We start from the raw sequence: 24,222 nt of genomic DNA, 5'->3' as shown, positions 1-24,222 counted from the left end.
ATGGGCTAAACGCCCATCTATCATAATGCAGTTTATTTATTATGCCGCTTATAAAGCCGCTGTACGACATCTTGTAATCCCAGCCCCTCATTTTGCAGCAGCACGGTCAGGTGGTAGAGCAGATCGGCGGATTCGTTGATGAGCTCCTCCCGATCCTTGGCCATGGCGGCGAGCGCCACTTCGACACCTTCCTCACCAACCTTCTGGGCGATGCGCTTGGTGCCTTTGCCGTAGAGGCTGGCGGTGTAGCTGGTGGCCGGATCGGCCCCTTTGCGGGCGGCCAGTACCTGTTCCAGCTCTGCCAGAAAACCGAGGGGTGGCAGAGGGTGACCATGGAAGCAGGAGGTGGTGCCCTTGTGGCAGGTGGGGCCGACAGGGTTGGCGGCGATCAGCAGAGAGTCCTGATCGCAGTCGGTGCTGATGGCCACAAGTTGGAGCACATTGCCCGAGCTTTCACCCTTGGTCCACAGTCGCTGTTTGCTGCGGCTAAAGAAGGTGACCTGACCGGTGGTCTGGGTTTTTTCCAGCGCCTCGCGGGTCATAAAGCCCTGCATCAGCACCTCGCCGCTGGCGGCGTGCTGGACGATGGCGGGGATCATGCCATCACATTTTTCCCAGTCGAGCTGCTCGGCAAGGGGGCGCGCGCTGGCGGTTGTTTGTGCATTTTCAGAGAAGTTATTCACGGATGGCGACTCCTTCAGTTTTCAGCCAGCGTTTCAATTCGGGAATGGGGATAAGGCCCTTGTGGAACACAGAGGCGGCCAGCGCCCCGTCCACATCGGCGAGGGTAAAGGCATCGCGAAAGTGTGCCATGGCACCGGCGCCGCCGGAGGCGATCAGCGGCACCTTGCAGACGCCGCGCACCAGTTTGAGCTGATCGAGATCATAACCCTGACGCATGCCGTCCTGATTCATCACGTTCAGCACGATTTCGCCCGCGCCGCGCTTTTGCACTTCTTGCACCCAGTCGAGGGTGTGCCAGGCGGTGGTGCGGGTGCGACTCTCGTCACCGGTAAACTGTTTGACCTGATAGTGGCCCGTGTCGGCGTCGAAGTAGGAGTCAATGCCTACCACCACGCACTGTACGCCAAAGCGCTCGGCCAGTCGGCTGATGAGAGTCGGGTCGGCAAGGGCCGGGGAGTTGATGGAGACCTTGTCGGCGCCAAATTCGAGGATCTGGCGGGCATCTTCCACGCTTTTGATGCCACCGGCGACGCAGAAGGGGATATCGATCACCTCCGCCACCCGGCTCACCCAGCTCTTGTCCACCACCCGGGCATCGCTGGAGGCGGTGATGTCATAGAACACCAGCTCGTCAGCACCCTCTTCGGCGTAGCGGCGTGCCAGTTCGACAATGCCGCCCATCACCTCGTGGTTGCGAAACTGCACCCCCTTGACCACCACGCCATCTTTCACGTCGAGGCAGGGGATAATGCGTCTTGCCAGCATCAGTTGCCTCCTGTGGTATCGGCAGCGGGGGCTTGCCAGCAGGCGATGGCGTCACCTACCGAGAACTTGCCCTCCAGCAGGGCGCGGCCAAGGATGATCCCCTTGACGCCGGAGCCCTTGAGCGCCTCGATATCCGCGATACCGCCAATGCCACCGGAAGCCTGAAAAGCGACGCTCGGGTAGCGGGCGCAGAGATCCCGATAGAGTTCGACGTTGGTGCCAGCCAGGGTGCCGTCACGGCTGATGTCGGTGCAGAGCACATGCTTGAGCCCGGCGGGAAGGAAGCGCTCGATCAGTGCCTCGATGGTCACACCGCTGTTCTCCTGCCAGCCTGCTACCGCGATATGGCGATTGCCCTGCTCATCGATATTGACGTCCAGCGCCAGCACGATCTGCTCGGGGCCATATTTCTCCATCCAGCTGGCTACCAGATCCGGGGATTTGACGGCGGTGGAGCCAATCACCACCCGGCTGGCGCCGGCGGCCAGCAGATCCGCCACATCCTGTTCGGTGCGCACGCCGCCACCGACCTGCACCGGTGCTTCGGTGGCCGACAGCAGTTGGGTCAGCAGGGGCAGCTGGCGCGCCTTGGCATCCTTGGCACCGTCCAGATCCACCAGATGGAGCTGCACCGCCCCCTGGGAGACATATTCATCGAAGCGGGCTTGCGGGCTGCTGCTGTATTCGGTCTTCTGCTCGTAGTCCCCCTGATAGAGGCGAACCACCTGACCGTTGATAAGGTCAATTGCGGGAATGATCATTCATAGCTCCAGAAAATTTTGCAGCAAACGGGCACCGGCTGCGCCTGAGCGCTCCGGGTGGAATTGGGCGCCGAAGAAGTTGCTGTGCTCTGCAACCCCACCGACGATGGCGGTAAACGGCTGGCCGTAGTCGCAGGTCGCCAGCGTCGCTTCGGTTACCTCCAGCGCATAGGAGTGCACGAAGTAGAAGTAGCTGCCGCTCGGGATCCCCTTGAGCAGAGGATGGCTCTCGTCGTGCTCAATCTGGTTCCAGCCCATATGGGGCAGGCGCAGATTGCCCACTTCCATCAACCGGATCTTGCCCGGTACTATACCAAGGCAGTCGATAAGGCGCTCTGACGAGTCATCCGTACCCATGCTCTCTTCGGAGGCCTCCGCCAGCATCTGCATACCGAGGCAAAAGCCCAGCAGCGGCTGCTTGGCGGCGCGAATAAGGGGCACCAGCCCGCGCTCGTTGAGGTTGTTCATGGCGGCTACCGCGGTGCCGACACCGGGCAGGATCAGCTTGTCCGCCTGCTCGATATCGGCGGCCTGGCTGGTGACCAGCGGCTGCACGCCGAGGCGCTCGAATGCCATGCGCACCGAGGCCAGATTGGCACAGCCGGTATCGATAATGACCAGCTTCTGCTTGTTCACATCCATCACAGCACTCCCTTGCTGGAGGGAAGCTCGCTCCCTTCCACCCGAATAGCCTGACGCAGGGCACGGCCAAAGCCTTTGAACAGCGCCTCCACCTGATGGTGGGTGTTGCCGCTGCCCACCTTCATCTGCAATGTGATGGCCATGGCGTCCGAGAGGGAGCGGAAGAAGTGGGGCACCATTTCGGTGGCCATCTCGCCCACGTTGTCGCGGCCAAAGCCGCTCGGGCAGTCAAACACGAAGTAGGGGCGGCCGCTGAGATCCAGCGCAGTGCTCACCTCCTGCTCGGTCAGCGGGCGCGCATCGATCACCGCTTGCACTTCGTCCATTGCCAGCACGAAGCCGAAACGGCCGATGCCGCGCTTGTTGCCAAGGGCCTGACGCAGCGCCTGACCCAGCGCCAGTCCGACGTCTTCCACCGTGTGGTGATCGTCGATATGCAGGTCGCCGCTGACGTTCAGCTTGAGCTGGAAACCGGCGTGGGTGGCGATCTGATCCAGCATGTGATCAAAGAAGCCGATACCGGTGGCGATCTGGTTGCCGCCGCTCTTGTCTAAGTCCAGCGCCACCTGGATGCGGGTCTCCTTGGTGTAGCGTTCCACCGAGGCTACGCGGCCTTTGCATAACAGCTGATCACGGATGGCGAGCCAGTTGTGATCCTGCGGGTGATAGCGAATGCCGCCAATGCCCATGTTCTCGGCCAGCTGCAGATCGGTCTGGCGATCGCCAATCACGAAGGAGTTGGCAAAGTCGATGCGACCGGAGGCGAGATACTCCTTTACCAGCCCGAGGTGGGGCTTGCGGCAGCTGCAACCGTCGGTGGGGAAGTGAGGGCAGATCAGCACCTGCTCCCACTTCACCCCTTGCGATTCAAAAAGGTGCATCATCAGGTCGTGAGGCGGCTGGAAGTTCTCCAGCGGCAGGCTGGCGGTGCCCAGCCCGTCCTGGTTGGTCACCATCACCAGCACGTAACCGGCGGCCTGCAACTCGCGCAGTACCGGAATGACCATGGGCTCGAAGCGCAGCTTGGCGAGGCTGTCCACCTGCTTGTCGGTCACCGGCTCTTCAATCAGGGTGCCGTCGCGGTCGATAAACAAAAACGGGGTCTTCATCGCTACATCCTTGTTTTAAAGAGAGGGAGAGGGCAGATCACGCAGTACCGCCAGCACGGCATCCATCTCGCCCTGATAGCCGATGGTGATGCGAATGCTGTTGTCCAGACCCGGCTTGCTGGAGAAATCCCGCAGTATGATGCCGGCGGCCTTCATGGCGGCAAAGACGGTGGCGCCATCCACAAAGCGCACCAGCACGAAGTTGCCCTTGTCTTCGAACACTTCCTTCACGCAGGCAAGCTTGGCCAGCTCTGCCTTGAAGGCGGCTTTTTGCTTGTTGAGCTCTACCACTCGCTCGCGCATCAGCTCCAGTCCCATGGGGGAGAGGGCCTGCGCCGCGATCTGGGCGATGGGCTCGGGGATGGGATAGGGGGCGATCACCTTGGCCAGCATGGCGATCACCTCGGGGCTTGCCAGCGTAAAGCCACAGCGGATCCCCGCCAGGGCAAAGGCTTTGGAGAGGGTGCGGGTCACCACCAGATTGGGGAAGCGGGCCAGCAGGTCCACCACGGACGCCTCGGGGCAGAACTCGATATAGGCCTCGTCCACCACCACGATGGCGCGATCCCGGGCTTTTTCAAGCAGGGCGATAAGGTCGTCGCGACCAACCAGATCCCCGGTGGGGTTGTTGGGGGAGCAGAGAAACACTAGTTTCACATCGCTGAGGCGATCGGCGATGGCGGGCCAGTCGGGCTGACGGTTGGCGGTCAGCGGCTGCTCAACAATCCCCACGCCACAGGTCTCGGCGCTGATGGCGTACATGCCGTAGGTGGGCGGGCAGATGAGGATCTGATCTTCACCCGCTTCGCAGAAGGTGCGAATAAGCAGCTCGATGGCCTCGTCGGCGCCGCGGCTCACCAGCACCTGATCCGGATTGACCCCGGCATAGGCGGCATAGCCGTTCACCACCTCGGCCGGTTGGCACTCGGGGTAGCGGTTGAGGCGGCTCCCCTCGATGGTGAAGGGATAGGCCAGCGGTGCTTCGTTGGCATTGAGCCAGACGTGGCCCTTGCCGCCGATGCGGCGGGCAGATTGATAAGGGGTGAGGGCCCGCACCACGCGGCGCGCCAGATTGGCAATACTCATAACAAATCCTTCTGCTGTGCTGTTTGTTGGGGCGCGGCGGCCAGGGCGTTCAACCTGAGGGTGACGGCATTCTTGTGGCCATCGAGCCCCTCGGCCTGGGCGATGCGCTCGACGATAGGGCCAAGGCCGCGAATACCTTCGGTGCTCAGCTCCTGCACCGTGTAGCGGCGCTGATAATCGGCAAGGCCAAGGCTGGAGCAGGTGCGGGCATAGCCATAGGTAGGCAGAGTGTGGTTGGTGCCGCTGGCGTAATCGCCGACTGATTCTGGTGTCCATGCTCCCAGAAAGATGGAACCGGCATTCTCAAGCTGGTCCAGCAGCTCGCGGGGTGCGCGGGTCTGCACAATCAGGTGCTCCGGCGCGTAGGCGTTGGAGATGGCACACGCCTCGGCCAGATCGTCACAGAGGATCACCAGACTGCTGCCGAGCGCCTGCGCGGCGATATCGCGGCGGCTCAGTTTGGCCAGCTGGCTCTTGATCTCCCCTGCGATGGCATCGGCCAGCAGCGGTGAGGTGGTCACCAGCACCACCTGGCTGTCGGGGCCATGCTCGGCCTGGGAGAGCAGATCCGCCGCCACGAAGGCGGGGTTGGCGCTCTCGTCGGCAATCACCAGCACCTCGGAGGGGCCAGCTGGCATGTCGATGGCAGCGCCGCGCCAGTCGCGGGAAACCTGCCCCTTGGCTTCGGTCACATAGGCGTTGCCCGGGCCGAAGATCTTGTCCACCTTGGGAATGCTCTCGGTGCCGTATGCCATCGCCGCGATGGCCTGGGCGCCGCCGATGGCGAACACCTTCTCGACCCCGCAGGCGCGGGCGGCAAACAGGATCTCGTCGCTGGCGGGGGACGGGGTGCAGAGCACCACTTCACGGCAACCGGCGATAGCCGCCGGAATAGCCAGCATCATCACGGTGGAGGGGAGCGGCGCGCTGCCGCCAGGCACATAGAGGCCGACCCGGTTGATGGGCTGGGTGCGCAGCTCGCACACCACCCCGGGCTGGGTTTCTACCCGTACCACTGGCGGCACTTGCGCGGCGTGGAAGGTGCGAATATTGGCAATGGCCGCTTCGATGGCGCTTTTTATCTCGTCATCCAGCCGCGCGCAGGCGGCTTCAATCTCGGCCTCGCTAACGCGCAGCTGTTCACGGGGGGCGCGCTCGAAGCGCTGGCTCAGCTCGCGCAGGGCCTCATCGCCACGGCTGCGCACAGCGGCGATGATATCTCGCACCACGGCGCCGATATCCGCCTCGTCACTCAAGGCCGGTCGGGTCAGCACGTCGGCCTGCTGGGCGGGGGAGAGGGTTTTCCAGATCAGGGTCTGCATGATATCCCTTCCTTATTCCATCATTTTTTCGATGGGCAGCACCAGAATGGAGCTGGCACCCAGAGCCTTGAGCTGCTCCATGGTCTCCCAGAACAGGGTCTCGCTGGAGACGACGTGCAGCGCCACCTGATTGGTGTCACCGGCCAGTTGCATGATGGTGGGGCGCTCGGCACCCGGTAGCAGATCGGTGATGGCATCGAGCTTGTCTTTGGGGGCGTGCAGCATGATGTACTTGCTCTCGCGGGCCTGCTGCATCCCCTGAATGCGGGGCAGCAGTTTGTCGATGAGCTTCTGCTTGGCATCGGACAAGGGGTTGGGGGCCTGTACCAGCACCGCTTTGGAGCGGTAGATCACCTCCACCTCTTTCAGGCCATTGGCTTCCAGGGTCGCGCCGGTGGAGACCAGATCGCAGATGGCATCGGCCAGGCCCGCGCGGGGCGCCACTTCCACCGAGCCGCCCAGCATCACGCTCTTGAAGCCAAGGCCCTTTTCATCAAAGAAGCGCTTGAGCAGCCCGGGGTAGGAGGTCGCGATGCGCTTGCCGGCAAGGCTCTCTGGCCCTGTGTAGGTCACATCTTCCGGCACCGCCAGCGAGAGGCGGCAGCCACCGAAGTCCAGCTGCTTGAGGGTTTTGACCTCGAAGGGCAGTCCCTGTGAAGCGCGAATAAGCTGCACCTCTTCCAGCACGTTCTCGCCGATGATGCCAAGGTCAACCACCCCTTCCATCACCAGACCCGGGATGTCGTCATCGCGCACCCGCAAGATATCGATGGGCATGTTCTCGACATGGGCGATAAGGCGCTGCTCGCGCAGGTTGATTTTCAGGCCGCAGCTCTTGAACAGGGCTTGGGAGTCCTGGCTCAGACGACCGGACTTTTGCATGGCGATACGCAGACGTTGTGTTTCCATTGCTCGATTTCCTTCTAGTCAAAAACGAAAAAACCCTCGGAAGTGGGTGCTTCCGAGGGTTTATGAATCTTGCGGTCCTTTTGGAAGTCACCAGTTAAGTGTCTTCCAGCAGTCAACCTCCTGAAAGACTAGTCGGGATGATGATGGTGGTGATGAGTCTTCAGGGTGGTGAACTTCATGTAATCAATCCTTTACAAAATAAGATGTCGTAATTGACGCCTGATTTAAACTACCTGCCTTGACAGAAAATGCAACCCGAAATTGTGATTTGATCGATTAAAGTGGCGAAAACGGTTTTCTGGTCGATAACTAGACAATAACCCCTGCAGGAGTCGCCATCATGCCCAGCCAGGACCTGTTGTTCCCCATTTTGCCCCGGGCACCTGCCGCGCCCGGCAGCGAAGAGATCAAGCGGGAAGTGAATCAGATCAGCAAGAAGCATCAGCTGCGCAAGACCAGCACTGACAACAGTGATTCTCAGCAGCGCCAGCAGGCGTATAACACGCCCGCCAAGCGTGATCAGCCCAAGGCGGAGGAGGGTGATCACAAGCCGGATCCCGAGCATCAGATCGATCTGTTCGTCTAGGCAGATTATCTGTCCCGCTTTTGCCGCGCTTTTGGCATAATGGCCGCTTTTGCTGCGGGACGCCCTTTTGACCATCCAGACCCTGTTCAAGCCAGATGGCCCTCTGGCCAGCCATATCGACGGTTTCAAAGCCCGCGCTCCCCAACTGGAGATGGCCGAAGCGGTCGCGCGCGCCATCAAAAGTGGTGGCCGTCTGCTGGTGGAGGCGGGGACTGGTACCGGCAAGACTTACGCCTATCTGGTGCCAGCGCTGAAATCCGGCAAACGGGTGGTGATCAGCACCGGCTCCAAGAACCTGCAGGAGCAGCTCTTCTATCGGGATCTCCCGACCATCACAGGAGCGCTCTCCTACACCCCGCCGGTGGCCTTGCTCAAGGGGCGCAGCAACTATCTCTGCATCGAGCGGATGAACCGGCTCTTGAGCGAATCCCATCTGCAAAAGCCTGAGATCCTGAACGATCTGGTGAAGGTCAAATCCTGGTCTACCGCCACCGATAACGGCGATGTGGGGGATATTCCGGGATTGCAGGAGAACGCCGAGATCCTCGCCCACGTCACCAGCACCAACGACAACTGCCTCGGTCGCGACTGCCCCTATTACGACGACTGCCATCTGGTGGTGGCCCGACGCCGAGCCATGGACGCCCAGGTGGTGGTGATCAACCACCACCTCTTCTTCGCCGATATGGCGGTGAAAGACACCGGATTTGGCGAGTTGGTGCCCGAAGCGCAAGTCTATGTCTTTGACGAGGCACATCAGCTGCCGGAGATCGCCACCAACTACTTCGGCAAGTCGGTGGGCAGCCGAACGATTCAGGATTTGGCGCAGGATATCCAGCTTGCCTATCGGGCCGAGGCCCGCGACATGGCCCAGCTTGGCAAGGCGGCAGACCGGCTCGCTATCGCCAGTCAGGATTTACGGCTCGCCTTCGGAGTGGATGGCGGTCGCGGCAATACCCGCGACATGCTGCGCCAGCCGCTCTGGGGTCAGGCCTTGGCTCGTCTCAACGATGCTATCGGGCTCTGCTACGAGGTGCTGAAACTGGCTCTCGGCCGGGGCGAGCAGCTGGATCACGCCTTCGAGCGCATCAGTGAATTGCGCACCCGCTTGGGTGAAGTGCTGGCGGTCAACCAGACCGGTTTCTCCTACTGGTACGACTGCTCGCGGCTTCATTTCACCCTCAATCTGACGCCGCTATCGGTGGCCGAGCGATTCAGTGCCGAGGTGCAAAGACCGGAAGTGGCCTGGGTCTTCACCTCCGCTACCCTGACGGTGGATATGCGGTTTGATCACTTCAAGGCCGAGCTGGGGCTGGCGGGCAGCGCCGAGCTGATCCTCGACAGTCCGTTCGACTATGGCGAGCAGGCGCGGCTCTGTGTGCCCCGCTATCTGCCGGAGCCCAACGCCTTTGGCCGTGGCGAGCAGCTGGCCAATCTGATGATCCCGCTGATCAACAAGACACCGGGCGGCTGCTTCTTCCTCTGCACCAGCCATCAGGTGATGCGTCAGGTGGCCGAGGTGCTGCGCCGGGAAATTGGTCGCACCGTCTTGCTGCAGGGGGAGGATAACAAGCAGCGGTTGCTCAAGGAGTTTGTCGAGAATGGCCGCGCCGTGCTGGTGGCGACCAGCAGTTTCTGGGAGGGGATCGACGTGAGAGGGGCGGCGTTGTCGTGTGTTATCATCGACAAACTGCCGTTTGCCAGCCCTGATGATCCGCTGCTCAAGGCGCGGGTGGATGATTGCAAACTCAAGGGGGGGGATCCCTTCGCCGAGCTGCAGTTGCCCAAGGCGGTGATTGCCCTCAAACAGGGGGTGGGACGGCTTATTCGTGATCGCAGTGATCACGGGGTACTGGTGATCTGTGATCCACGCATGGTCAACAAGCCTTATGGCGCCACCTTTATCAAGAGTCTGCCCGCCATCCCCCGTACCCGGGAGTTGGGAACGTTGGGGAGTTTTTTCGATCGCACTGAACGCGGTGAATAAGTGTGCCGCCAGCTAACAGATTTGAACAACGGGTGAGCATATCTCGCTTGCCTGTTATGTAATTGACTGATTTTATAGAGATTGGAAAGCATGAACGAGTTGAAGATCCTGGCCGTTGATACCGCCACCGAAGCCTGCTCCGCCGCCTTGCTGGTGGGTGACAAGCTGTTCTCCCGCTGGGAGGAGGCGCCACGGGATCACACCCGAAAAATCCTGCCCATGGTTCAGGCTGTGTTAGAGGATGCCGGGATAAGTTTGAGTGACCTTGATGCCATCGCGTTTGGTCGCGGCCCGGGCTCCTTTACCGGCGTGCGGATCGGCATCAGTGTGGCGCAAGGTCTGGCGTTTGGTGCGGGTGTGCCTCTGATTGGCATCTCGACCCTGGCTGCCATGGCGCAAGGAGCCTATCGACTGGATGGCGCCCAGCAGGTGCTGACCGCCATCGATGCGCGGATGAACGAGGTCTATTTCGGCCGCTATGAGCTGATTGATGGCCGCATGCAGCTGGTGGGTGACGAGGTGGTGAGCGATCCCGTGGCGTTGGTTGACGCCGGTGGCAAGCTGGCGGGCCCTGTGACCTGCGTCGGCACCGGTTTTGAAACCTATGGCGAGACCCTGAGTGGTCTGGCCGATGAGCTGGCGGAGAGTCAGGTGCGCTTCCCGGCGGCAGAGGACATGCTGCCGCTGGCCCGCGCCGCCTGGCTGGCGGGGGAGGCGGTGCCTGTGGAGCAGGCGACGCCGGTTTATTTGCGTGACAAGGTGACCTGGAAAAAACTGCCGGGTCGCGAATAAGGGCAGGAGCACTGATAGCATGTCGCTCTTGCCGCTCATCAGCTGCAACAAAAGCGGATGGCCCCGACAGGCCACGCTGGCAACAGGAGAGTGACATGATGCGTAATACCAGAAGCGATATGATGAAACGCACTATGGTGGTCGGGGCGCTGGCTCTGCTGCTCGGGGCCTGTAGCTCGGTTCCCAAGGAGCTGGCCTATGAACCAGAAAACCAGCTGGTGGCCTATCAGCCCGCCCTTGGCGGAATGGAGGGCAAACCGGCCCGCTGGAGCGGCGTTATCTCGGCGGTGCACAACAAGGCGGATCAGAGCGTTATTGAAGTGGTCTATCTGCCGCTTAAATCCAACGGTGTGCCGGAGCAGACCGAGCAGAGCCCGGGGCGTTTTCTGGCCATCATGAAGGGTTTTGTCGATCCGACCCTTTACGCCAAGGGGCGCAGCCTGACGGTGCTTGGCACCATAGGCCAACCGGTTGATAGCCAGATTGGCGAGCACAAGTACCGCTTCTCGGTGCTCAATGTGACGGGCAGCAAGCTGTGGCCGCCAGTCAAGGAGGTGGAGGTGCGCTATATGGACCCCTACTTCTATGACCCCTTCTATGATCCCTTCTGGCCGAGACGGCCGCTGCGTCGCTAAGGCTTGCCATGATTAACGCTATGATGAGCACCATGCACGAGCGGCTGCTTACGCTGGCGGATGGTCGGCAGGTGGCCTTGCTGGAGAATCAATCCGCTGAGCATGATCAGCAGGGCAAACCCCTGTTGATCGCCTTGCATGGCTGGCTCGACAACAGTGCCAGCTTCTTGCCGCTGGCGCCCCATCTGGGGGATTTTCACCTCATCTGTGTCGATCTGCCGGGACATGGTCACTCCGATCACAAAACCACCCCTTATGTCTTTGTTGACTGGCTGGACGATCTCTACCAGATCGTGCAGGCGGCAGGCTGGTCGCGCTTCACTCTGCTCGGTCACTCCCTCGGGGCGCTGATCGCCTCCGCCTATGCCGGGGTGTTCCCCGAACAGGTGGAGCGGTTGGTCATGCTGGAGGGGCTGGGGCCGCTGAGCCAGCCCGATGAGGAGGTACCTGCCCAGCTGCGACGTGCAATTTTAAACCGCAGCCGCACCCGGGAGCGCAGTGCCAACGGCTTTGCCTCCATCGATGAGGCTGTCGCCGCCCGTTGCAAAGTGGCGGATATCACGCCGCAGGCGGCGCGTCTTATCTGTGAACGGCAGCTTGAGATGAGGGCAGGGCGCTGGCACTGGCGCAGCGACCCCCGCTTGCGGGATCTGTCGCCCCTGAGAATGAGCGAAGGACAAGCTCGTGCACTGATGGCGGCTATCCGTTGTCCGGTGCTGTTGATTCAGGGGGAACAGGGCTTTGCTGCGCTTGAAGCCCAATGGCAGGCCCGTCAGGATGCCTTCCAGCAGATCGAGCGGGTCATATTGGGTGGAAACCACCATTTTCATATGGAAAATTCGGTTGATACGGCCGTTTGTATCGTAAAGTTTTGTCAAGTTCGGTAGAATCGCCAGCTTTCAATAATTCCAGGTTTGTTTTCTCCCTCACATTTTTCTGTTGTTAATTTGCTGTTAATTGATGTTGCGCTGTGTAAATATGTGCGGCATTAGAGCATCAGCTTAAAACAACCGATTAAAATGGATGTGAACCGGGACGGAGGCAACACAGTGAGCGCACAGGTGCTAGTTATGCAGGAGAAGTTTGTGGAAAAAGTCTGGCTGAAACGTTATCCGGAAGGGGTCCCCGCCGAGATCAATCCAGACCAATACAGCTCCCTGGTCGAGATGTTCGAATCCTCGGTAACCCAGTTTGCCGATCAGCCCGCCTTCGTCAACATGGGCCAAACCATCACCTACCGCCGGCTGGAAGAGCAGTCCCGCGCCTTTGCTGCCTACCTGCAAAACGAGCTGAAGCTGGAGAAAGGGGATCGGGTTGCGGTGATGATGCCTAACCTGCTGCAATACCCCATCGCCGTGTTCGGCATCCTGCGCGCCGGCATGATCGTGGTCAACGTCAACCCGCTCTATACCCCGCGCGAGCTGGAGCATCAGCTCAAAGATTCGGGTGCCAAGGCCATCGTCATCGTCTCCAACTTCGCCCATACCCTGGAAAAGGTGGTCTACGACACCCCGATCAAGCACGTTATTCTGACCCGGATGGGGGACAACCTGGGGCTGGCCAAGGGCACCCTGGTCAACTTCGTGGTCAAGTACGTCAAGAAGCTGGTGCCGAAATACAATCTGCCCCACGCCACCACCATGCGTCAGGCCCTCTCCAAGGGGCGTTTCCTGCAGTACATCAAGCCGGAGATCACCAACGACGATCTCGCCTTCCTGCAGTACACCGGCGGCACCACCGGCCTCTCCAAAGGGGCCATGCTGACTCATCGCAATATGATTGCCAACGTCGAGCAATGCCTCGGCGTCTACGGCCCCATGCTGGAGCGTGGCAAGGAGTTCGTGGTCACTGCGCTGCCGCTCTACCACGTCTTTGCCCTGACCGTGAACTGCCTGCTCTTTATGCGTATCGGCGGTTACAACCTGCTGATCAGCAACCCGCGCGACATCCCGGGCTTTGTCAAAGAGATCAAGAAGTACCCCTTCACCTGCATTACCGGGGTTAACACCCTGTTCAATGCGCTGGTCAACAACGAAGAGTTTCAGGGGATCTCCTTTGAAAAGCTCAAGCTGACCATCGGTGGCGGCATGGCGGTGCAGCGCGCGGTCGCTGAGAAGTGGAAGACACTGACCGACACTCCGCTGCTGGAAGGCTATGGCCTGACCGAATGTTCGCCACTGGTGAGCGTCTGCCCCTACGATCTCACTGATTACAACGGCTCCATCGGTTTGCCGGTCTGCTCCACCGATATCCGTCTGGTGGATGACAACAGTCAGGTGATCCACGCTCTCGGCACCCCGGGCGAGATGCAGGTTCGTGGCCCGCAGGTGATGGTCGGCTACTGGCAGCGCCCCGAGGCCACTGCCGAAGTGATGCAGGATGGCTGGCTCTGTACCGGTGATATCGCCGTGTGTGACGAGCAGGGCTTCTTCAAGATCGTCGATCGCAAGAAGGACATGATCCTGGTCTCCGGTTTCAACGTCTATCCGAACGAGATCGAAGATGTCGTTGCCCTGCACCCGAAAGTGCTGGAAGTGGCCGCGGTCGGTGTGCCACACAAGGTCTCCGGCGAGCTGGTGAAGATCTTTGTGGTCAAGAAAGATGCAAAATTGCAGGAGGACGAGATTATTGCCCACTGCCGCAAACATCTGACTGCCTATAAGGTGCCGAAACTGGTAGAATTTCGTGACGAACTTCCCAAGACCAATGTGGGCAAGATCCTGCGCCGCGTACTGCGCGACGAGGAGATTGCCAAGCAATAACCGGATTGTGGCTGCAGAAGCCTCTGCAAACCAGCACCGTCGTTATGCAAAACCGTGGGTCATCCCACGGTTTTTTCTTTTTGGCCCTGATCAACCGCGCAGGCACAGATGCACTATCAACTTATCACTCAGCAAGACGAACTTGAGCAGTATCTCGCTTCTCTGGCCGACGTTCCCCTGGCTATCGATACTGAATTCGTTCGCACCCGTACCTACTACCCCCAGCTTGGCCTGTTCCAGATCTATGACGGCGAGCATCTGGCGCTGCTGGATCCGCTGACCCTGGATCTCTCCGCCCTCTGGCAGCGACTGGGTCGGGAAGGGCAGATCGCCATCCTGCACGCCTCTGGCGAAGATCTGGAGCTTATCCAGCATCAGGCGGGCCACCTGCCCAACCAGATGCACGACACCCAGCTTGCTACCGCCTTTCTCGGTTACGGCGTCTCGGTCGGCTTTGGTGCGCTGGTGAATGAATTCCTCGGGGTCGAGCTGGAAAAAGATCAGGCGCGCACCGACTGGCTGGCCCGCCCGCTTACGCCGCGTCAGCTCGAATACGCGGCGGCGGATGTCTTCTACCTGATGCCGCTCTACGAGAAGGTGATGGCCAAACTGCGGGAAAGCGGCAAGTTTGCCTGGTTCGAGCAGGAGTGCCAAAACCACTCCGCCCGCAAGACCCAGGGCAGCGATCCCCGTCAGGCATATCTTGACATCGTCAACGCCTGGCAACTGGGTCGCCGCGAGCTCGCCATTCTGCGCGAGCTGGCCGCCTGGCGCCAGCAAGAGGCGGTGCGCCGGGATCTGGCCCTCAATTTTGTGGTGAAAGAGCTGCACCTGTTCAAGGTGGCGGAGCGTCGTCCTGCCTCCCTGAGGGATCTCAACGAGCTCGGCCTCTCGCCCATCGAGATCAAGATACACGGCAAGCGGATGCTCGATATCGTCGCCAAGGCGCAGGAGAGCGATCCTGACAGCTGGCCCGAGCCCATTCGTCGACTTGTGGACTATCCCCAGTACAAGGCCGAGCTCAAGCGGATCAAGGCGCTGGTGGAGGAGAAGGCCAAAGCGAGCAACATTCCGCCCGAGCTGATTGCCAGCAAGAAGATCATCCACCAGTACTTCACCTGGAGCTGGCGGATGAACGACGAAGAGCGGGCCCGCAGCGACAAGCCGATGCTGCTGCAAGGGTGGCGTCATGAGCTGGTCGGTCACCTGCTGGCACAATAAGCCACCAGCGTGCTGAACCCATAAATCAATCCTCACCCTCGGGTGGGGATTTTTATTGGGCGAAAGGTAAAAACGGGCATGCCGATTTGGGGAAAACAAAGTGTTAGCACATGACCGGATGGCCCGGAATGGGAAATAAAAAAGAGAGCAGAGAAGGAAAGGCAGCGGCTAACACCGCTGCCTTTTTTGATCACCAGATAGGCTGGGTCAGGTAGGGGTTGCTCACCTTCTCGCGGCCGAAGGTAGAGCTGGGGCCGTGGCCCGGGATAAAGACGATTTCGTCACCCAGCGGCAGCAGGGTCTCGGTGATCGACTTGATCAGCGTACCGTGATCCCCACGGGGGAAGTCGGTGCGGCCGATGCTGCCGGCAAACAGCACATCGCCAACCCAGGCGAGTTTTTCGGCCTGACTCAGCAGCACGATATGGCCCGGGGTGTGGCCGGGGCAGAAGTAGACCTCCAGTTCGCACTGGCCAACCTGCACCTTGTCACCCTGCTCCAGCCAGCGATCCGGCGTGAAGGCGGGGGTATGGGCAAAGCCGAACATCTGGCTCTGCTGGGGCAGCATGTCGAGCCAGAAGGCGTCCTCCTTGTGGGGGCCGGTAATGGCGACGCCGGTCTTTTCCCGCAGAGCGGCGGCGGCACCCACATGATCCAGATGACCGTGGGTCAGCAGGATATGAGTCAGGGTCAGGCCGCGCTTGGCGATGGCGGCCAGCAGTTTTTCCGCTTCGCCGCCCGGATCGATCAGGGCCGCCTGATGGGTCTCGTCACACCAGATGAGGGAGCAGTTCTGGGCGAACTGGGTGACCGGGATCACCTCGAATTTCAACATAGAGTTCCTCTCTTGGGATGGGTCAGCCGCGCAGCGAGCTGGCATGCTGCTCGGCGAAATAGTCGAGACAGGCCTGTTTGTCACCGCGGAATACGATGCGCTCCTGCTTGTTGCCAAGCTGGTAGAGATACATGGGGTCGTAGTAGCGGGTCAGCAGCAACGTGATCCAGGCTAGATGCAGCGCGGTATCACCGCTCTTTTCCTGCTCGGTGAGAGCGGTCTGCATCAGGGCATCCAGCTCGCGGTGGGCCTGATCGCCGAGGCGGCGCTTGAGACGGGCCAACGCATCGGTGAGATAGGCGGCAAACAGCGGCCATCCCTCTTCTTGGCCATACATGGCTTGATAGCGCAGCCAGAGATCGTGCACGTAATCTTCGCGGATCTGCTCGGCCCGATCGCACTGCGGCACATCCACCACCACCAGCGGTGCCTGACTCATGGCCTCATGGAGGGAGAGGGGCAGGCAGCAGCGGCCGATCAGGCGACTCTCATCTTCCACCACAAAGGCATGCTCACCCTGATGGCGGCGCTTGAGCAGCTCGATGGCGAGGTTGTTTTCAAAATTGATGTTGCTGGGCTGGCCGCCGGGCAGTTGACCAAACGACGAGCCCCTGTGATGGGCGTGTCCTTCCAGATCGAGCGCCTGGGCCACGTGGTCCAGCATATGGGTCTTGCCGGAACCGGTCATGCCGGTCAGCACAGTCCAGTGGCACTCGGCAGAGGCCTTGTCCTGGGTGTCGATCAGGAAGCGGCGCAGCTCCTTGTAGCCACCGGCGACGCGGGGGCGAGTCACCCCCGCTTCAGCCAGCCACTGTTGTACGGTTTGCGAGCGCAGGCCGCCGCGAAAGCAGTAGAGCATGGCATCGGGCTGCTTGCGCAACTGCGCCAGCCAGCCTTCGAGTCGCTCGGCCCGTACTGCTCCCCCCACCAGCTTGTGTCCAAGCTCAATGGCGGCGGCCTGCCCCTGCTTCTTGAAGCAGGTCCCCACCTGGGCGCGCTCATCGTCTGTCATCAAGGGCAGGCTGGTCGAGCAGGGGAAGGCCCCCTCCTTGAACTCGATGGGGGCGCGCACATCAATCAACGGCACATCGCCTAAAAAAATCTGGGCGTAGTCCGTGGCCAGTGGCAATTCACTCATTGGACAATCTCGATAAAGCGGGAGCCCTCAAGGGGCTTGATCTGACCGATGGGCGAGAGTTCTAGGCCAGCGTCTTGCGCGATGGCGAGCAGCTCGGCTTCGCTCTCTTTACCCACGGCGACCAGCAGGCCGCCGCTGGTTTGCGGGTCGCACATGATGTTGCGGGTGCGATCGTCCATGGCATCCAGCTTGTGGCCGTAGGAGTCGTGGTTGCGCAGGGTACCGCCCGGAACGCAGCCCTCACTCAGGTAGTAATCCACCTCATCCAGTAGCGGCAGCGCCTTGAAGTCGAGGCGGGCGCTGACATTGGATCCTTCACACATCTCCAGCAGATGGCCAGCCAGACCAAAACCGGTGACGTCGGTCATGGCGTGCACACCCGGCAGCTCGGCAAAACGCTGGCCAATCTTGTTGAGGGTGCACATGGCGTTGGGGGCCAGCTGCTCGTGTTCAGGCTTCAGCTTGCCCTTCTTCTGGGCTGTGGTGAGGATGCCGATACCAAGGGGCTTGGTCAGATAGAGGGTGTCACCCACCTTGGCGGTGTCGTTCTGCTTGATGGCATCCAGAGGCACGATACCGGTCACCGCAAGACCGAAGATGGGCTCGGGGGCATCGATACTGTGACCACCGGCCAGTGAAATGCCCGCTTCGTGGCACACCTGACGGCCACCGTCTATCACCTGCTGGGCCACTTCGGCGGGCAGGGTATTGATGGGCCAGCCGAGGATGGCGATGGCAACGATAGGCTTGCCGCCCATGGCGTAGATATCGCTGATGGCGTTGGTGGCGGCGATGCGGCCAAAGGTGAAGGGATCATCGACGATGGGCATGAAGAAGTCGGTGGTGGAGACAATGCCCTGACCGTTGCCGATATCGACCACGGCCGCGTCATCCTTGCTGCTGTTGCCAACGATCAGGGTCGGGTCGTTGAAGCCCGGGATCTTGCTCTTGAGAATGGTGTCGAGCACCTTGGGAGAGATTTTGCAGCCACAGCCAGCGCCGTGGCTGTATTGGGTCAGACGAATGGAAGACATACTTACCCCTTTTATTTGCAAACAGAGCAGAGGCTCTGTGGAGCCGTCTTGGTCAATGGGCGGCCTTGTAGTGAGGAAGACAAGAAGCCGCAAATATGGGTGGCCTCGGTGCCAACAGGGGCAGCGATGACTGGCAGTTATGAAAGACCGCCAGGCCGGACGGGGAAGAAATGGGCGACAAGGTACGCCAGCGCAGCCCCGCCAAGGGCCACAGGACAGGGCATTATGCCACAAATGCCCCCTCCGGTTCGAACAGGAATTCACACAAAGCGAAGGGGATTGGCGGGTGAAAGGTAAGGGAGGAGGGCGCTGGCATGAGCCGCTCAGTTATCGGCAGGGGTGAAGAGAAATCGTGGACTTGCCCCGCAGAGGTTGGCTTAACCTCTGCGGGGCAATCAGCTGGCGAAAGCAGATTAGCCGGCTTGCTCCAGCACCGGTTGGCGAGCCTTGCCCCAGCGGCGCAGGCACCGTTGCAGTGGCCGCTCCAGCAGGTTGTAGCTCAACGCCGAGAGCCCGATCAGCACCGCCAGCATCAGCAAGGTTGCCACTACCCCCAGCAGCGGGTTGGTCTGGCCATACCACCACTCGGTGATCCCCGGCGCCAGATAGTGGATGAGCTCGCAGCCAGTGAGCAGTACCAGCGCATGGAGCAGGTAGATGGAGTAGGAGAGATCCCCCAGCCAGTTGGTGAAGCGGTTATCCAGGAGGTGCAGCAGCGGGCTTTGGCGATCGCCTTGACAGGCGGCAATCCAGATCAGCAGCACGTAGGAGCTGATCAGCAGCAGTGTCAGTGGTGGCGTCATGGTGAACTGCATCAGCGCGAAGGGCAGCATAAAGGCGACCAGCAGCGGCAGATCATGCTTCATCATGGGGAAGTTTTTCGCGGCCTTGACCCTCGGCAGTAGCCAGAGGCCGAGCACAAATTCACTCACCCCGCGCCCCACCGCCAGCGCGCCGCTGGTGACATCCAGAGTGCCGCTACTGTGCACGATAAAGGCCAGCACCGTCAGCGCCAGCAGGGGGGCGAGATGGCTCCAGCGACTGCGGGTGACCGCCAGCGGGATCAGCAGCGGGAACAGCAGGTAGCTGATCCACTCCACGCTGAGCGACCAGGCTGCGAAGTTCCAGGTCAATCCGTGATCGGTTACCACCTGTAGCAGTAGGAAGGCGCTCGGCAACGCCTCGGCCGGGGTGAAGGGGGAGCCGAAGGGGGGCATCCCTTCCCACTCCCACATCTTGAACAAGGGGCCGGCGTAGAAGCCCACCCCGTGCTGCGCCTTGTAAAGCTCCCAGCCGACCAGCAGCAGCAGGGTGACGAGGTAGAGGGGGTAGACACGGGTCAGCCGCAGCCAGAGAAAACGGCCATAGCTCACGGTGCGGGGCGTGCGGGTGAAGGCCTCGCCATAGACATGGGCCAGCACCACGCCGCTCAAAATAAAGAACAGGTCGACCCAGAGGTAGCCATTCTCGATGAGTTGGGTGTGGCCTGCGATCGACTCCATCCACTGGGGAAAGAGCAGCAAGCGGGCATGGAACAGCACCACCATCAGGGCAGCGATGCCCCGCAGCGGCGTTAACAGCGGCAATGATTGATTCATAACGGGATCCCTTGTGATGTTCAGCTTGGCCTGACATCGATTTTTGTTGTTGTACCGTCCATCACTCCTGATAGGACGGTTGCTCCGGCTTGGCTGCCGCAGGCGAGATCACACTACGGAAAAGAGAGTCATACGGGTGTGATTTAAATCATAAATGTGCAGTTATTGTGCAAAAAAATTTAAACAGATAAAGACGTGGGACGCAGGCAGGGAAAGAGGAGGAGAGAGAACACCAATAAAGCAGAGAGGGTGGTCAACGGGGCGAGGGGCAGGTCTATAGGCGTTAAGCAAAACAATCAGGCCCGCAAGGGGCCTGATTGATCACAAGGGGAGGGTGGTTGCCGATCAGCGGGCGCGTACCACCAGACCCTTGAGGTAGAAGCCTTCCGGATAGGCGGTACCGATGGGGTGATCGGAGGCCTGGGAGAGCAGCTCCAGGATCTGGGCATCGCGACCGGCATCGAGCGCTGCATCGGCAACGATCTTCTGGAACAGACTCTGCTCCATCAGGCCGGAGCAGGAGTAGGTCAAGAGCACGCCACCCGGCGCCAGCAGCTGGAATGCCAGCATGTTGATGTCCTTGTAGCCGCGGCAGGCACCCAGCAGCTGGGCTTTGCTCTCGGCGAACTTGGGTGGATCCAGCACGATGACGTCGAACTTCTCGCCCTTTTCGCGATATTCACGCAGCAGCTTGAACACGTCGTGACGGACAAACTGGGTGTTGCTGATATCCAGCCCGTTCAGCTCGGCATTCTGGCGGGCGATATCCAGCGCATTCTGGGAGAGATCGACGTTGACCACTTCCTTGGCGCCGCCCTTGAGGGCATAAACGCCAAACCCGCCGGTGTAGCAGAAGCAGTTGAGGACGCGCTTGCCTTCGGTGTATTTGGCGGCAGCCTGACGGTTGTCCCGCTGATCCAGATAGAAGCCGGTTTTATGGCCGTTGCGAATATCCACCAGGATCTTGACGCCACCGTTCTCCTCGATGACCACGGGCTCGTTCGGGGTCTCGCCATAGATGACGCCGGTGCGCTCTTTCAGCCCTTCCTTCTTGCGCACTGCCACATCGGAGCGCTCATAGATGCTGCACTCTGGGTAGAGGGTACGCAGTGCTTGCGTTATCAGCTCACGCTGGAACTCGGCACCGGCAGAGAGGATCTGGCACACCAGAAAATCGGCATAACGGTCGATGGTCAGACCCGGTAGGCCGTCGGATTCGGCGGCGCAGAGGCGATAGCCGGTGAGACCCTGACGCTTGATCAGCGGATCGCGAGACTCCTGCGCATATTTGAGACGACGGATAAAGAAGTCGAGATCGACGGTCTCATCCTTGTCGAAGGTCCAGACTCGGGCACGGATCTGGGAACTGCCTGACCAGGCGCCACGGGCGAGCCACTTGCCATCGTTGGCATAGATCTCGACGGTATCGCCGTCAATGGGGTTGCCCTGAACCCGCTCAATCCCCTTGGAGAAGATCCAGGGGTGGCGACGCAGCAGGGATTTTTCGCGGCCTTTGACGAGATAGATGGAAGCGCTCATGGATGTTTGCCGATGGTAGAAAGAAAAGGGGCCACATTCTATGTGGCCCGCAGGTAAAACTCAAACAACCCTGTGTAATGGATGGGGTTGCCCTGATCTGACACCTCATACGGTCAGAGCTTAATCCCCTTGAGTGCCTGGGTCAGCTCGCTGGCGGTGGCTTTCAGCCCTTGCGTGCCAGCCACCGAGGCGCTGGCGGACTCTTCCACCTGCGCCGCTTCATGGCGTACCTGATCCAGATTGTGGGTGATCTCGGCGGCGACCGAGCTCTGCTCCTCGCTGGAGGTGGCGATCTGGGTGCTCATCTCCAGCACCGCATCGCTGTGGTTGCTCAGCTTCTCGATATCGAGCCCCACTTCGCTGATGAGCTGCTGGCTGCTGGCGGCGCGCCCTACAGTCTTTTCCATGATCTCGTTCAGCGCGCCGGTACCGGTCTGCAGCTCTTCGATCATCTGCTGGATCTCCACCGTAGCCTGCTGGGTACGGCTGGCGAGGGTACGCACTTCATCCGCCACCACCGCAAAGCCGCGACCCTGCTCACCGGCACGGGCCGCTTCGATGGCGGCGTTGAGGGCCAGCAGGTTGGTCTGCTGGGAGATGGCGTTGATGACGTTGACCACCTCGTTGATCCGGTTGGCGTTGTGGGTGAGCCGCTCGACTGCACCGGAGGCGTTGCCAATCTCGTCGGCCAGGGTGCTGATCGCCTCTATGGTGCGGGCTACTCGGTTGGCGCCATTCGCCGCCTCTTCGCTCGACTGGCGGGTTTGTTGCAGGGTGTCGTTGGCATTGCGCGCCACTTCGCGGATCGCCGCCGACATCTGCTCCATGGCGGTAGCCAGCGAATCCATGTGCTGGCGTTGGGAACGCGCCATGCTCTCGCCTTCGCGGGCATGGTCACGAAACTCGTCGGCGGCCAGGGTCAGCGCTTCGGCAGACTCCTCCACCAGTTTGACGATCTGGTGCTGGCGGTCGGTAAAGCGGTCGATGCTGCCCGCCAGGGTTGAGAACTCGTCCCGCACCGGGAAGAAGTTGAGTCGGAAGGTGAGATCGCCGTCCGCCACGGTTTGCAGCGCCTTGTTGGTGGAGTAAAGCGCTCCGGAGACAAAGGTCATCATGTAGTGGATCACCAGCGCCATCAGGGCGGCCAGCGCGCCGATCAGAAGCAGGGTCGAGCCCTGACCCTCCCACATGGAGAGGTTGCCGGTGTCAAGATCACCGGTGACGTAGCCCGCCTGACCTGCTGGCGCGGTAAAGAGGTAGTGCTCCCCTTGTTGTTGCAACCCGCTGCTGCCTTGCCGGGTCAGACGCAGATCAGCAGGCAACACCAGAGTGGGCTGCTGGCTGACCAGCTGCGCTGTGGTCTCGACCCGTTGCTGCAACTGCGCTACCCGCAGGGAGATCTCCTGCTGATGGCTGGCCGCCAGCATATACCAGCTGAGAAAGGCGATGATGAAGAGAGGTAACCAGAACGCGATATGGAATTTTTCACTGATGGTGAGGTGAATGAGATAGCGGTCAACCCACCGGAATTTAACTTCTTTCATAATGGAGCTGCATCCTGCAGAGATAGAGTGTCGGGCACATTATCGTCTCGGGAATTTTTTTCTTAAGCGGAAGGTGTGAGAAATGGGAGAGCAATCGTTTGTCATTCGGGTGTGGGGGCAGGTGCAGGGGGTGGGATTTCGATATTTCACCCGTGAGCGGGCGCTGCAACTGGGTTTGCGGGGCCATGCCTACAACCTGGAGGATGGCTCGGTGGAGATCCTCATCAGCGGCCCCGCGCAGGGGGTGCAGATGATGCTGGGTTGGCTGGAGCATGGCCCGCGCACCGCCAGGGTGACCCGGATGGAGTATGAAGAGGCGCTGCCGCCCACCGGCCAGGGCTTTCACACCAACTGAAGGGGCGGGGACGAGATGGACGCTGACAAGGAAAGTCTGTTGCTGACTCAGGCAACAAGCTGGGTCGCCCGTTATCAGGAGGCGGCGCGAGCGGTGCGCGAAGAGGCCAGCGAACCGGCCGTGCATGGCTACCGTATCGCGGCGCGCCGCTTGCTGGCACTGCTCGCCCTGTGGCGACCACTCGCCTATCATCCCGAGCTGGAGCGGCGTCTGCTGCGCTCGGTCGGGCGGCTTTCGGCGCTGCGGGATGCTCAGGTCTACGCCGAGCGTTTTGGCAAGCCGCCTGCCAGCACGGGCAATACCCACAAATCGGCCTGTCGCGTGCCCCTGTTGTCGAGGCGACTGGCCCGCTGGCTTGCAGCGGTGGCGCAGGTGCCGGATGCGCGGGCATTGGCATCGCTCTATCAGCAGCATCTGGCCCTGCGCCTTGATGAGGCGCAGGGCGCTCTCGATGAACCTATTCCCTGCGTTGGAAAATCTGCCAGCTCCCGTCAGCAACAGTTGCGCCGCTGGCATCGGCTGCGCCTCGAGATCAAGCAGGCCCGTTATGGCGTGGAACTGTTGCTGGATCTGGGGAGTGGAGATCCCGGCTGGTTGAGCACCCTGACTCACTGGCAGGAACGACTCGGCCAGTTGCAGGATTGGCGTCAATGGCGGCGGAGGTTGCGAGCAGAGCAGGGGAACACCCGCAAGCAGACGAAACTGCGGCAGCAGTTGAAGCAAAAGATCACTGCCCGTTTGCGTCAATTGGACTGCCAGCAGGCGGAGCTGGTGGCGCTCAAACTGGCGATGCAGGCAGGCCACAACATGAATGACATGCCAAGTCGGCTGGTCAGGTATTCAGAACAAAATGTATCGACCGCGAATCCCGGTTGTGGATAGCCCCGAGACCGCAATCTGCGGAAGTCATCCGCGACC

23 protein-coding genes and 1 other annotated feature are annotated in these 24,222 nt (G+C 60.7%); of the genes, 9 read left to right on the top strand and 14 right to left on the bottom strand.

What is annotated here, in order from left to right; translation table 11 throughout:
- Positions 1–32: 32 nt before the first annotated feature.
- Genes hisIE through hisG form a run of 8 tightly spaced genes read right to left on the bottom strand, consistent with a single transcriptional unit; the run spans position 33 to position 7,278 of the window.
- Entirely contained in the window at positions 33–683 is a 651-nt protein-coding gene (gene hisIE / locus G5137_RS07330) for a bifunctional phosphoribosyl-AMP cyclohydrolase/phosphoribosyl-ATP diphosphatase HisIE (protein WP_421247344.1), read from the bottom strand.
- Positions 676–1,449 (bottom strand): imidazole glycerol phosphate synthase subunit HisF, encoded by a 774-nt coding sequence (gene hisF, locus G5137_RS07325; protein ID WP_058056834.1) that lies wholly within the window; start codon positions 1,447–1,449, stop codon positions 676–678. The genes hisIE and hisF overlap by 8 nt, the downstream gene beginning before the upstream one ends.
- Entirely contained in the window at positions 1,449–2,210 is a 762-nt protein-coding gene (gene hisA, locus G5137_RS07320; RefSeq protein WP_042030922.1) for a 1-(5-phosphoribosyl)-5-[(5-phosphoribosylamino)methylideneamino]imidazole-4-carboxamide isomerase, read from the bottom strand. Before hisA ends, hisF begins: the two co-directional genes overlap by 1 nt.
- Positions 2,211–2,852: an imidazole glycerol phosphate synthase subunit HisH gene (gene hisH / locus G5137_RS07315; RefSeq protein ID WP_421255155.1), complete on the bottom strand. Its 642-nt coding sequence runs from the start codon at positions 2,850–2,852 to the stop codon at positions 2,211–2,213.
- Entirely contained in the window at positions 2,852–3,961 is a 1,110-nt protein-coding gene (gene hisB, locus G5137_RS07310) for a bifunctional histidinol-phosphatase/imidazoleglycerol-phosphate dehydratase HisB (RefSeq protein WP_421255154.1), read from the bottom strand. Before hisB ends, hisH begins: the two co-directional genes overlap by 1 nt.
- Positions 3,962–3,976: 15 nt before the next feature.
- Complete coding sequence (gene hisC, locus G5137_RS07305) at positions 3,977–5,047, bottom strand: histidinol-phosphate transaminase (protein WP_421255153.1); 1,071 nt, start codon at positions 5,045–5,047, stop codon at positions 3,977–3,979.
- Entirely contained in the window at positions 5,044–6,369 is a 1,326-nt protein-coding gene (hisD, locus tag G5137_RS07300; RefSeq protein ID WP_421204935.1) for a histidinol dehydrogenase, read from the bottom strand. Before hisD ends, hisC begins: the two co-directional genes overlap by 4 nt.
- 12 nt (positions 6,370–6,381) lie before the next feature.
- Complete coding sequence (gene hisG / locus G5137_RS07295) at positions 6,382–7,278, bottom strand: ATP phosphoribosyltransferase (protein WP_071910208.1); 897 nt, start codon at positions 7,276–7,278, stop codon at positions 6,382–6,384.
- Positions 7,279–7,306: 28 nt separating this feature from the next.
- Positions 7,307–7,431, bottom strand: a sequence feature (His leader region).
- 187 nt (positions 7,432–7,618) lie between these two features.
- Between hisG and G5137_RS07290 the strand changes: the two genes are divergently transcribed.
- The 7 genes from G5137_RS07290 to rnd all read left to right on the top strand — a co-directional run bounded on the left by G5137_RS07290 (position 7,619) and on the right by rnd (position 15,261).
- Positions 7,619–7,864, top strand: a complete 246-nt coding sequence (locus G5137_RS07290) for a hypothetical protein (RefSeq protein ID WP_047440092.1) — start codon at positions 7,619–7,621, stop codon at positions 7,862–7,864.
- Between the two features lie 67 nt (positions 7,865–7,931).
- Positions 7,932–9,851 (top strand): ATP-dependent DNA helicase, encoded by a 1,920-nt coding sequence (locus G5137_RS07285; RefSeq protein ID WP_421255152.1) that lies wholly within the window; start codon positions 7,932–7,934, stop codon positions 9,849–9,851.
- A gap of 90 nt (positions 9,852–9,941) precedes the next feature.
- Complete coding sequence (gene tsaB, locus G5137_RS07280) at positions 9,942–10,643, top strand: tRNA (adenosine(37)-N6)-threonylcarbamoyltransferase complex dimerization subunit type 1 TsaB (RefSeq protein WP_219594273.1); 702 nt, start codon at positions 9,942–9,944, stop codon at positions 10,641–10,643.
- Positions 10,644–10,762: 119 nt separating this feature from the next.
- Entirely contained in the window at positions 10,763–11,278 is a 516-nt protein-coding gene (locus G5137_RS07275; protein ID WP_019446435.1) for a Slp family lipoprotein, read from the top strand.
- A 20-nt stretch (positions 11,279–11,298) separates the two neighbouring features.
- Entirely contained in the window at positions 11,299–12,165 is an 867-nt protein-coding gene (locus tag G5137_RS07270) for an alpha/beta fold hydrolase (RefSeq protein ID WP_421255151.1), read from the top strand.
- Positions 12,166–12,363: 198 nt separating this feature from the next.
- Positions 12,364–14,040 carry a long-chain-fatty-acid--CoA ligase FadD gene (gene fadD, locus G5137_RS07265; RefSeq protein ID WP_421255179.1) on the top strand — a complete coding sequence of 559 codons (1,677 nt, stop codon included), beginning with the start codon at positions 12,364–12,366 and terminating at the stop codon, positions 14,038–14,040.
- 108 nt (positions 14,041–14,148) lie between these two features.
- Positions 14,149–15,261: a ribonuclease D gene (gene rnd, locus G5137_RS07260; RefSeq protein WP_421255150.1), complete on the top strand. Its 1,113-nt coding sequence runs from the start codon at positions 14,149–14,151 to the stop codon at positions 15,259–15,261.
- A gap of 190 nt (positions 15,262–15,451) precedes the next feature.
- Here the strand turns inward: rnd and G5137_RS07255 are convergent, their stop codons facing one another.
- From G5137_RS07255 to G5137_RS07230, 6 genes are all read right to left on the bottom strand, one after another.
- A complete protein-coding gene (locus G5137_RS07255; protein WP_193859206.1) occupies positions 15,452–16,096 on the bottom strand; it encodes an MBL fold metallo-hydrolase in 645 nt (214 codons plus the stop codon).
- A 22-nt stretch (positions 16,097–16,118) separates the two neighbouring features.
- Positions 16,119–17,234: a tRNA 2-selenouridine(34) synthase MnmH gene (gene mnmH, locus G5137_RS07250; protein WP_421255149.1), complete on the bottom strand. Its 1,116-nt coding sequence runs from the start codon at positions 17,232–17,234 to the stop codon at positions 16,119–16,121.
- A complete protein-coding gene (selD, locus tag G5137_RS07245) occupies positions 17,231–18,268 on the bottom strand; it encodes a selenide, water dikinase SelD (RefSeq protein ID WP_421255148.1) in 1,038 nt (345 codons plus the stop codon). Before selD ends, mnmH begins: the two co-directional genes overlap by 4 nt.
- Before the next feature lie 413 nt (positions 18,269–18,681).
- Positions 18,682–19,866 (bottom strand): acyltransferase family protein, encoded by a 1,185-nt coding sequence (locus G5137_RS07240; RefSeq protein ID WP_421255147.1) that lies wholly within the window; start codon positions 19,864–19,866, stop codon positions 18,682–18,684.
- A 345-nt stretch (positions 19,867–20,211) separates the two neighbouring features.
- Positions 20,212–21,405: a class I SAM-dependent methyltransferase gene (locus tag G5137_RS07235; RefSeq protein WP_421221715.1), complete on the bottom strand. Its 1,194-nt coding sequence runs from the start codon at positions 21,403–21,405 to the stop codon at positions 20,212–20,214.
- A gap of 113 nt (positions 21,406–21,518) precedes the next feature.
- Entirely contained in the window at positions 21,519–22,949 is a 1,431-nt protein-coding gene (locus G5137_RS07230) for a methyl-accepting chemotaxis protein (protein WP_421255146.1), read from the bottom strand.
- Positions 22,950–23,031: 82 nt separating this feature from the next.
- Here G5137_RS07230 and G5137_RS07225 point away from each other — a divergent pair, with 82 nt between their 5' ends.
- Both G5137_RS07225 and G5137_RS07220 read left to right on the top strand, forming a co-directional pair.
- Positions 23,032–23,304: an acylphosphatase gene (locus G5137_RS07225; protein WP_005345583.1), complete on the top strand. Its 273-nt coding sequence runs from the start codon at positions 23,032–23,034 to the stop codon at positions 23,302–23,304.
- A 15-nt stretch (positions 23,305–23,319) separates the two neighbouring features.
- Positions 23,320–24,186: a CHAD domain-containing protein gene (locus G5137_RS07220; protein WP_227342957.1), complete on the top strand. Its 867-nt coding sequence runs from the start codon at positions 23,320–23,322 to the stop codon at positions 24,184–24,186.
- Positions 24,187–24,222: the final 36 nt, after the last annotated feature.

The organism is Aeromonas sp. 600282, from assembly GCF_049175755.1.
Classification (GTDB): Bacteria; Pseudomonadota; Gammaproteobacteria; order Enterobacterales; family Aeromonadaceae; genus Aeromonas; species Aeromonas veronii_A.
Note: the sequence above shows the minus strand (reverse complement) of the source record. Positions and strands in the feature narration are given on the sequence as shown.

Excerpts from the sequence above, each read along its gene's own strand:
- hisF (WP_058056834.1), bottom strand. The coding sequence starts at position 1,449 with ATGCTGGCAAGACGCATTATCCCCTGCCTCGACGTGAAAGATGGCGTG.
- hisA (WP_042030922.1), bottom strand. The coding sequence starts at position 2,210 with ATGATCATTCCCGCAATTGACCTTATCAACGGTCAGGTGGTTCGCCTC.
- hisH (WP_421255155.1), bottom strand. The coding sequence starts at position 2,852 with ATGGATGTGAACAAGCAGAAGCTGGTCATTATCGATACCGGCTGTGCC.
- hisB (WP_421255154.1), bottom strand. The coding sequence starts at position 3,961 with ATGAAGACCCCGTTTTTGTTTATCGACCGCGACGGCACCCTGATTGAA.
- hisC (WP_421255153.1), bottom strand. The coding sequence starts at position 5,047 with ATGAGTATTGCCAATCTGGCGCGCCGCGTGGTGCGGGCCCTCACCCCT.
- hisD (WP_421204935.1), bottom strand. The coding sequence starts at position 6,369 with ATGCAGACCCTGATCTGGAAAACCCTCTCCCCCGCCCAGCAGGCCGAC.
- hisG (WP_071910208.1), bottom strand. The coding sequence starts at position 7,278 with ATGGAAACACAACGTCTGCGTATCGCCATGCAAAAGTCCGGTCGTCTG.
- G5137_RS07290 (WP_047440092.1), top strand. The coding sequence starts at position 7,619 with ATGCCCAGCCAGGACCTGTTGTTCCCCATTTTGCCCCGGGCACCTGCC.
- tsaB (WP_219594273.1), top strand. The coding sequence starts at position 9,942 with ATGAACGAGTTGAAGATCCTGGCCGTTGATACCGCCACCGAAGCCTGC.
- G5137_RS07275 (WP_019446435.1), top strand. The coding sequence starts at position 10,763 with ATGATGAAACGCACTATGGTGGTCGGGGCGCTGGCTCTGCTGCTCGGG.
- G5137_RS07270 (WP_421255151.1), top strand. The coding sequence starts at position 11,299 with ATGATGAGCACCATGCACGAGCGGCTGCTTACGCTGGCGGATGGTCGG.
- rnd (WP_421255150.1), top strand. The coding sequence starts at position 14,149 with ATGCACTATCAACTTATCACTCAGCAAGACGAACTTGAGCAGTATCTC.
- G5137_RS07255 (WP_193859206.1), bottom strand. The coding sequence starts at position 16,096 with ATGTTGAAATTCGAGGTGATCCCGGTCACCCAGTTCGCCCAGAACTGC.
- mnmH (WP_421255149.1), bottom strand. The coding sequence starts at position 17,234 with ATGAGTGAATTGCCACTGGCCACGGACTACGCCCAGATTTTTTTAGGC.
- selD (WP_421255148.1), bottom strand. The coding sequence starts at position 18,268 with ATGTCTTCCATTCGTCTGACCCAATACAGCCACGGCGCTGGCTGTGGC.
- G5137_RS07240 (WP_421255147.1), bottom strand. The coding sequence starts at position 19,866 with ATGAATCAATCATTGCCGCTGTTAACGCCGCTGCGGGGCATCGCTGCC.
- G5137_RS07235 (WP_421221715.1), bottom strand. The coding sequence starts at position 21,405 with ATGAGCGCTTCCATCTATCTCGTCAAAGGCCGCGAAAAATCCCTGCTG.
- G5137_RS07230 (WP_421255146.1), bottom strand. The coding sequence starts at position 22,949 with ATGAAAGAAGTTAAATTCCGGTGGGTTGACCGCTATCTCATTCACCTC.
- G5137_RS07225 (WP_005345583.1), top strand. The coding sequence starts at position 23,032 with ATGGGAGAGCAATCGTTTGTCATTCGGGTGTGGGGGCAGGTGCAGGGG.
- G5137_RS07220 (WP_227342957.1), top strand. The coding sequence starts at position 23,320 with ATGGACGCTGACAAGGAAAGTCTGTTGCTGACTCAGGCAACAAGCTGG.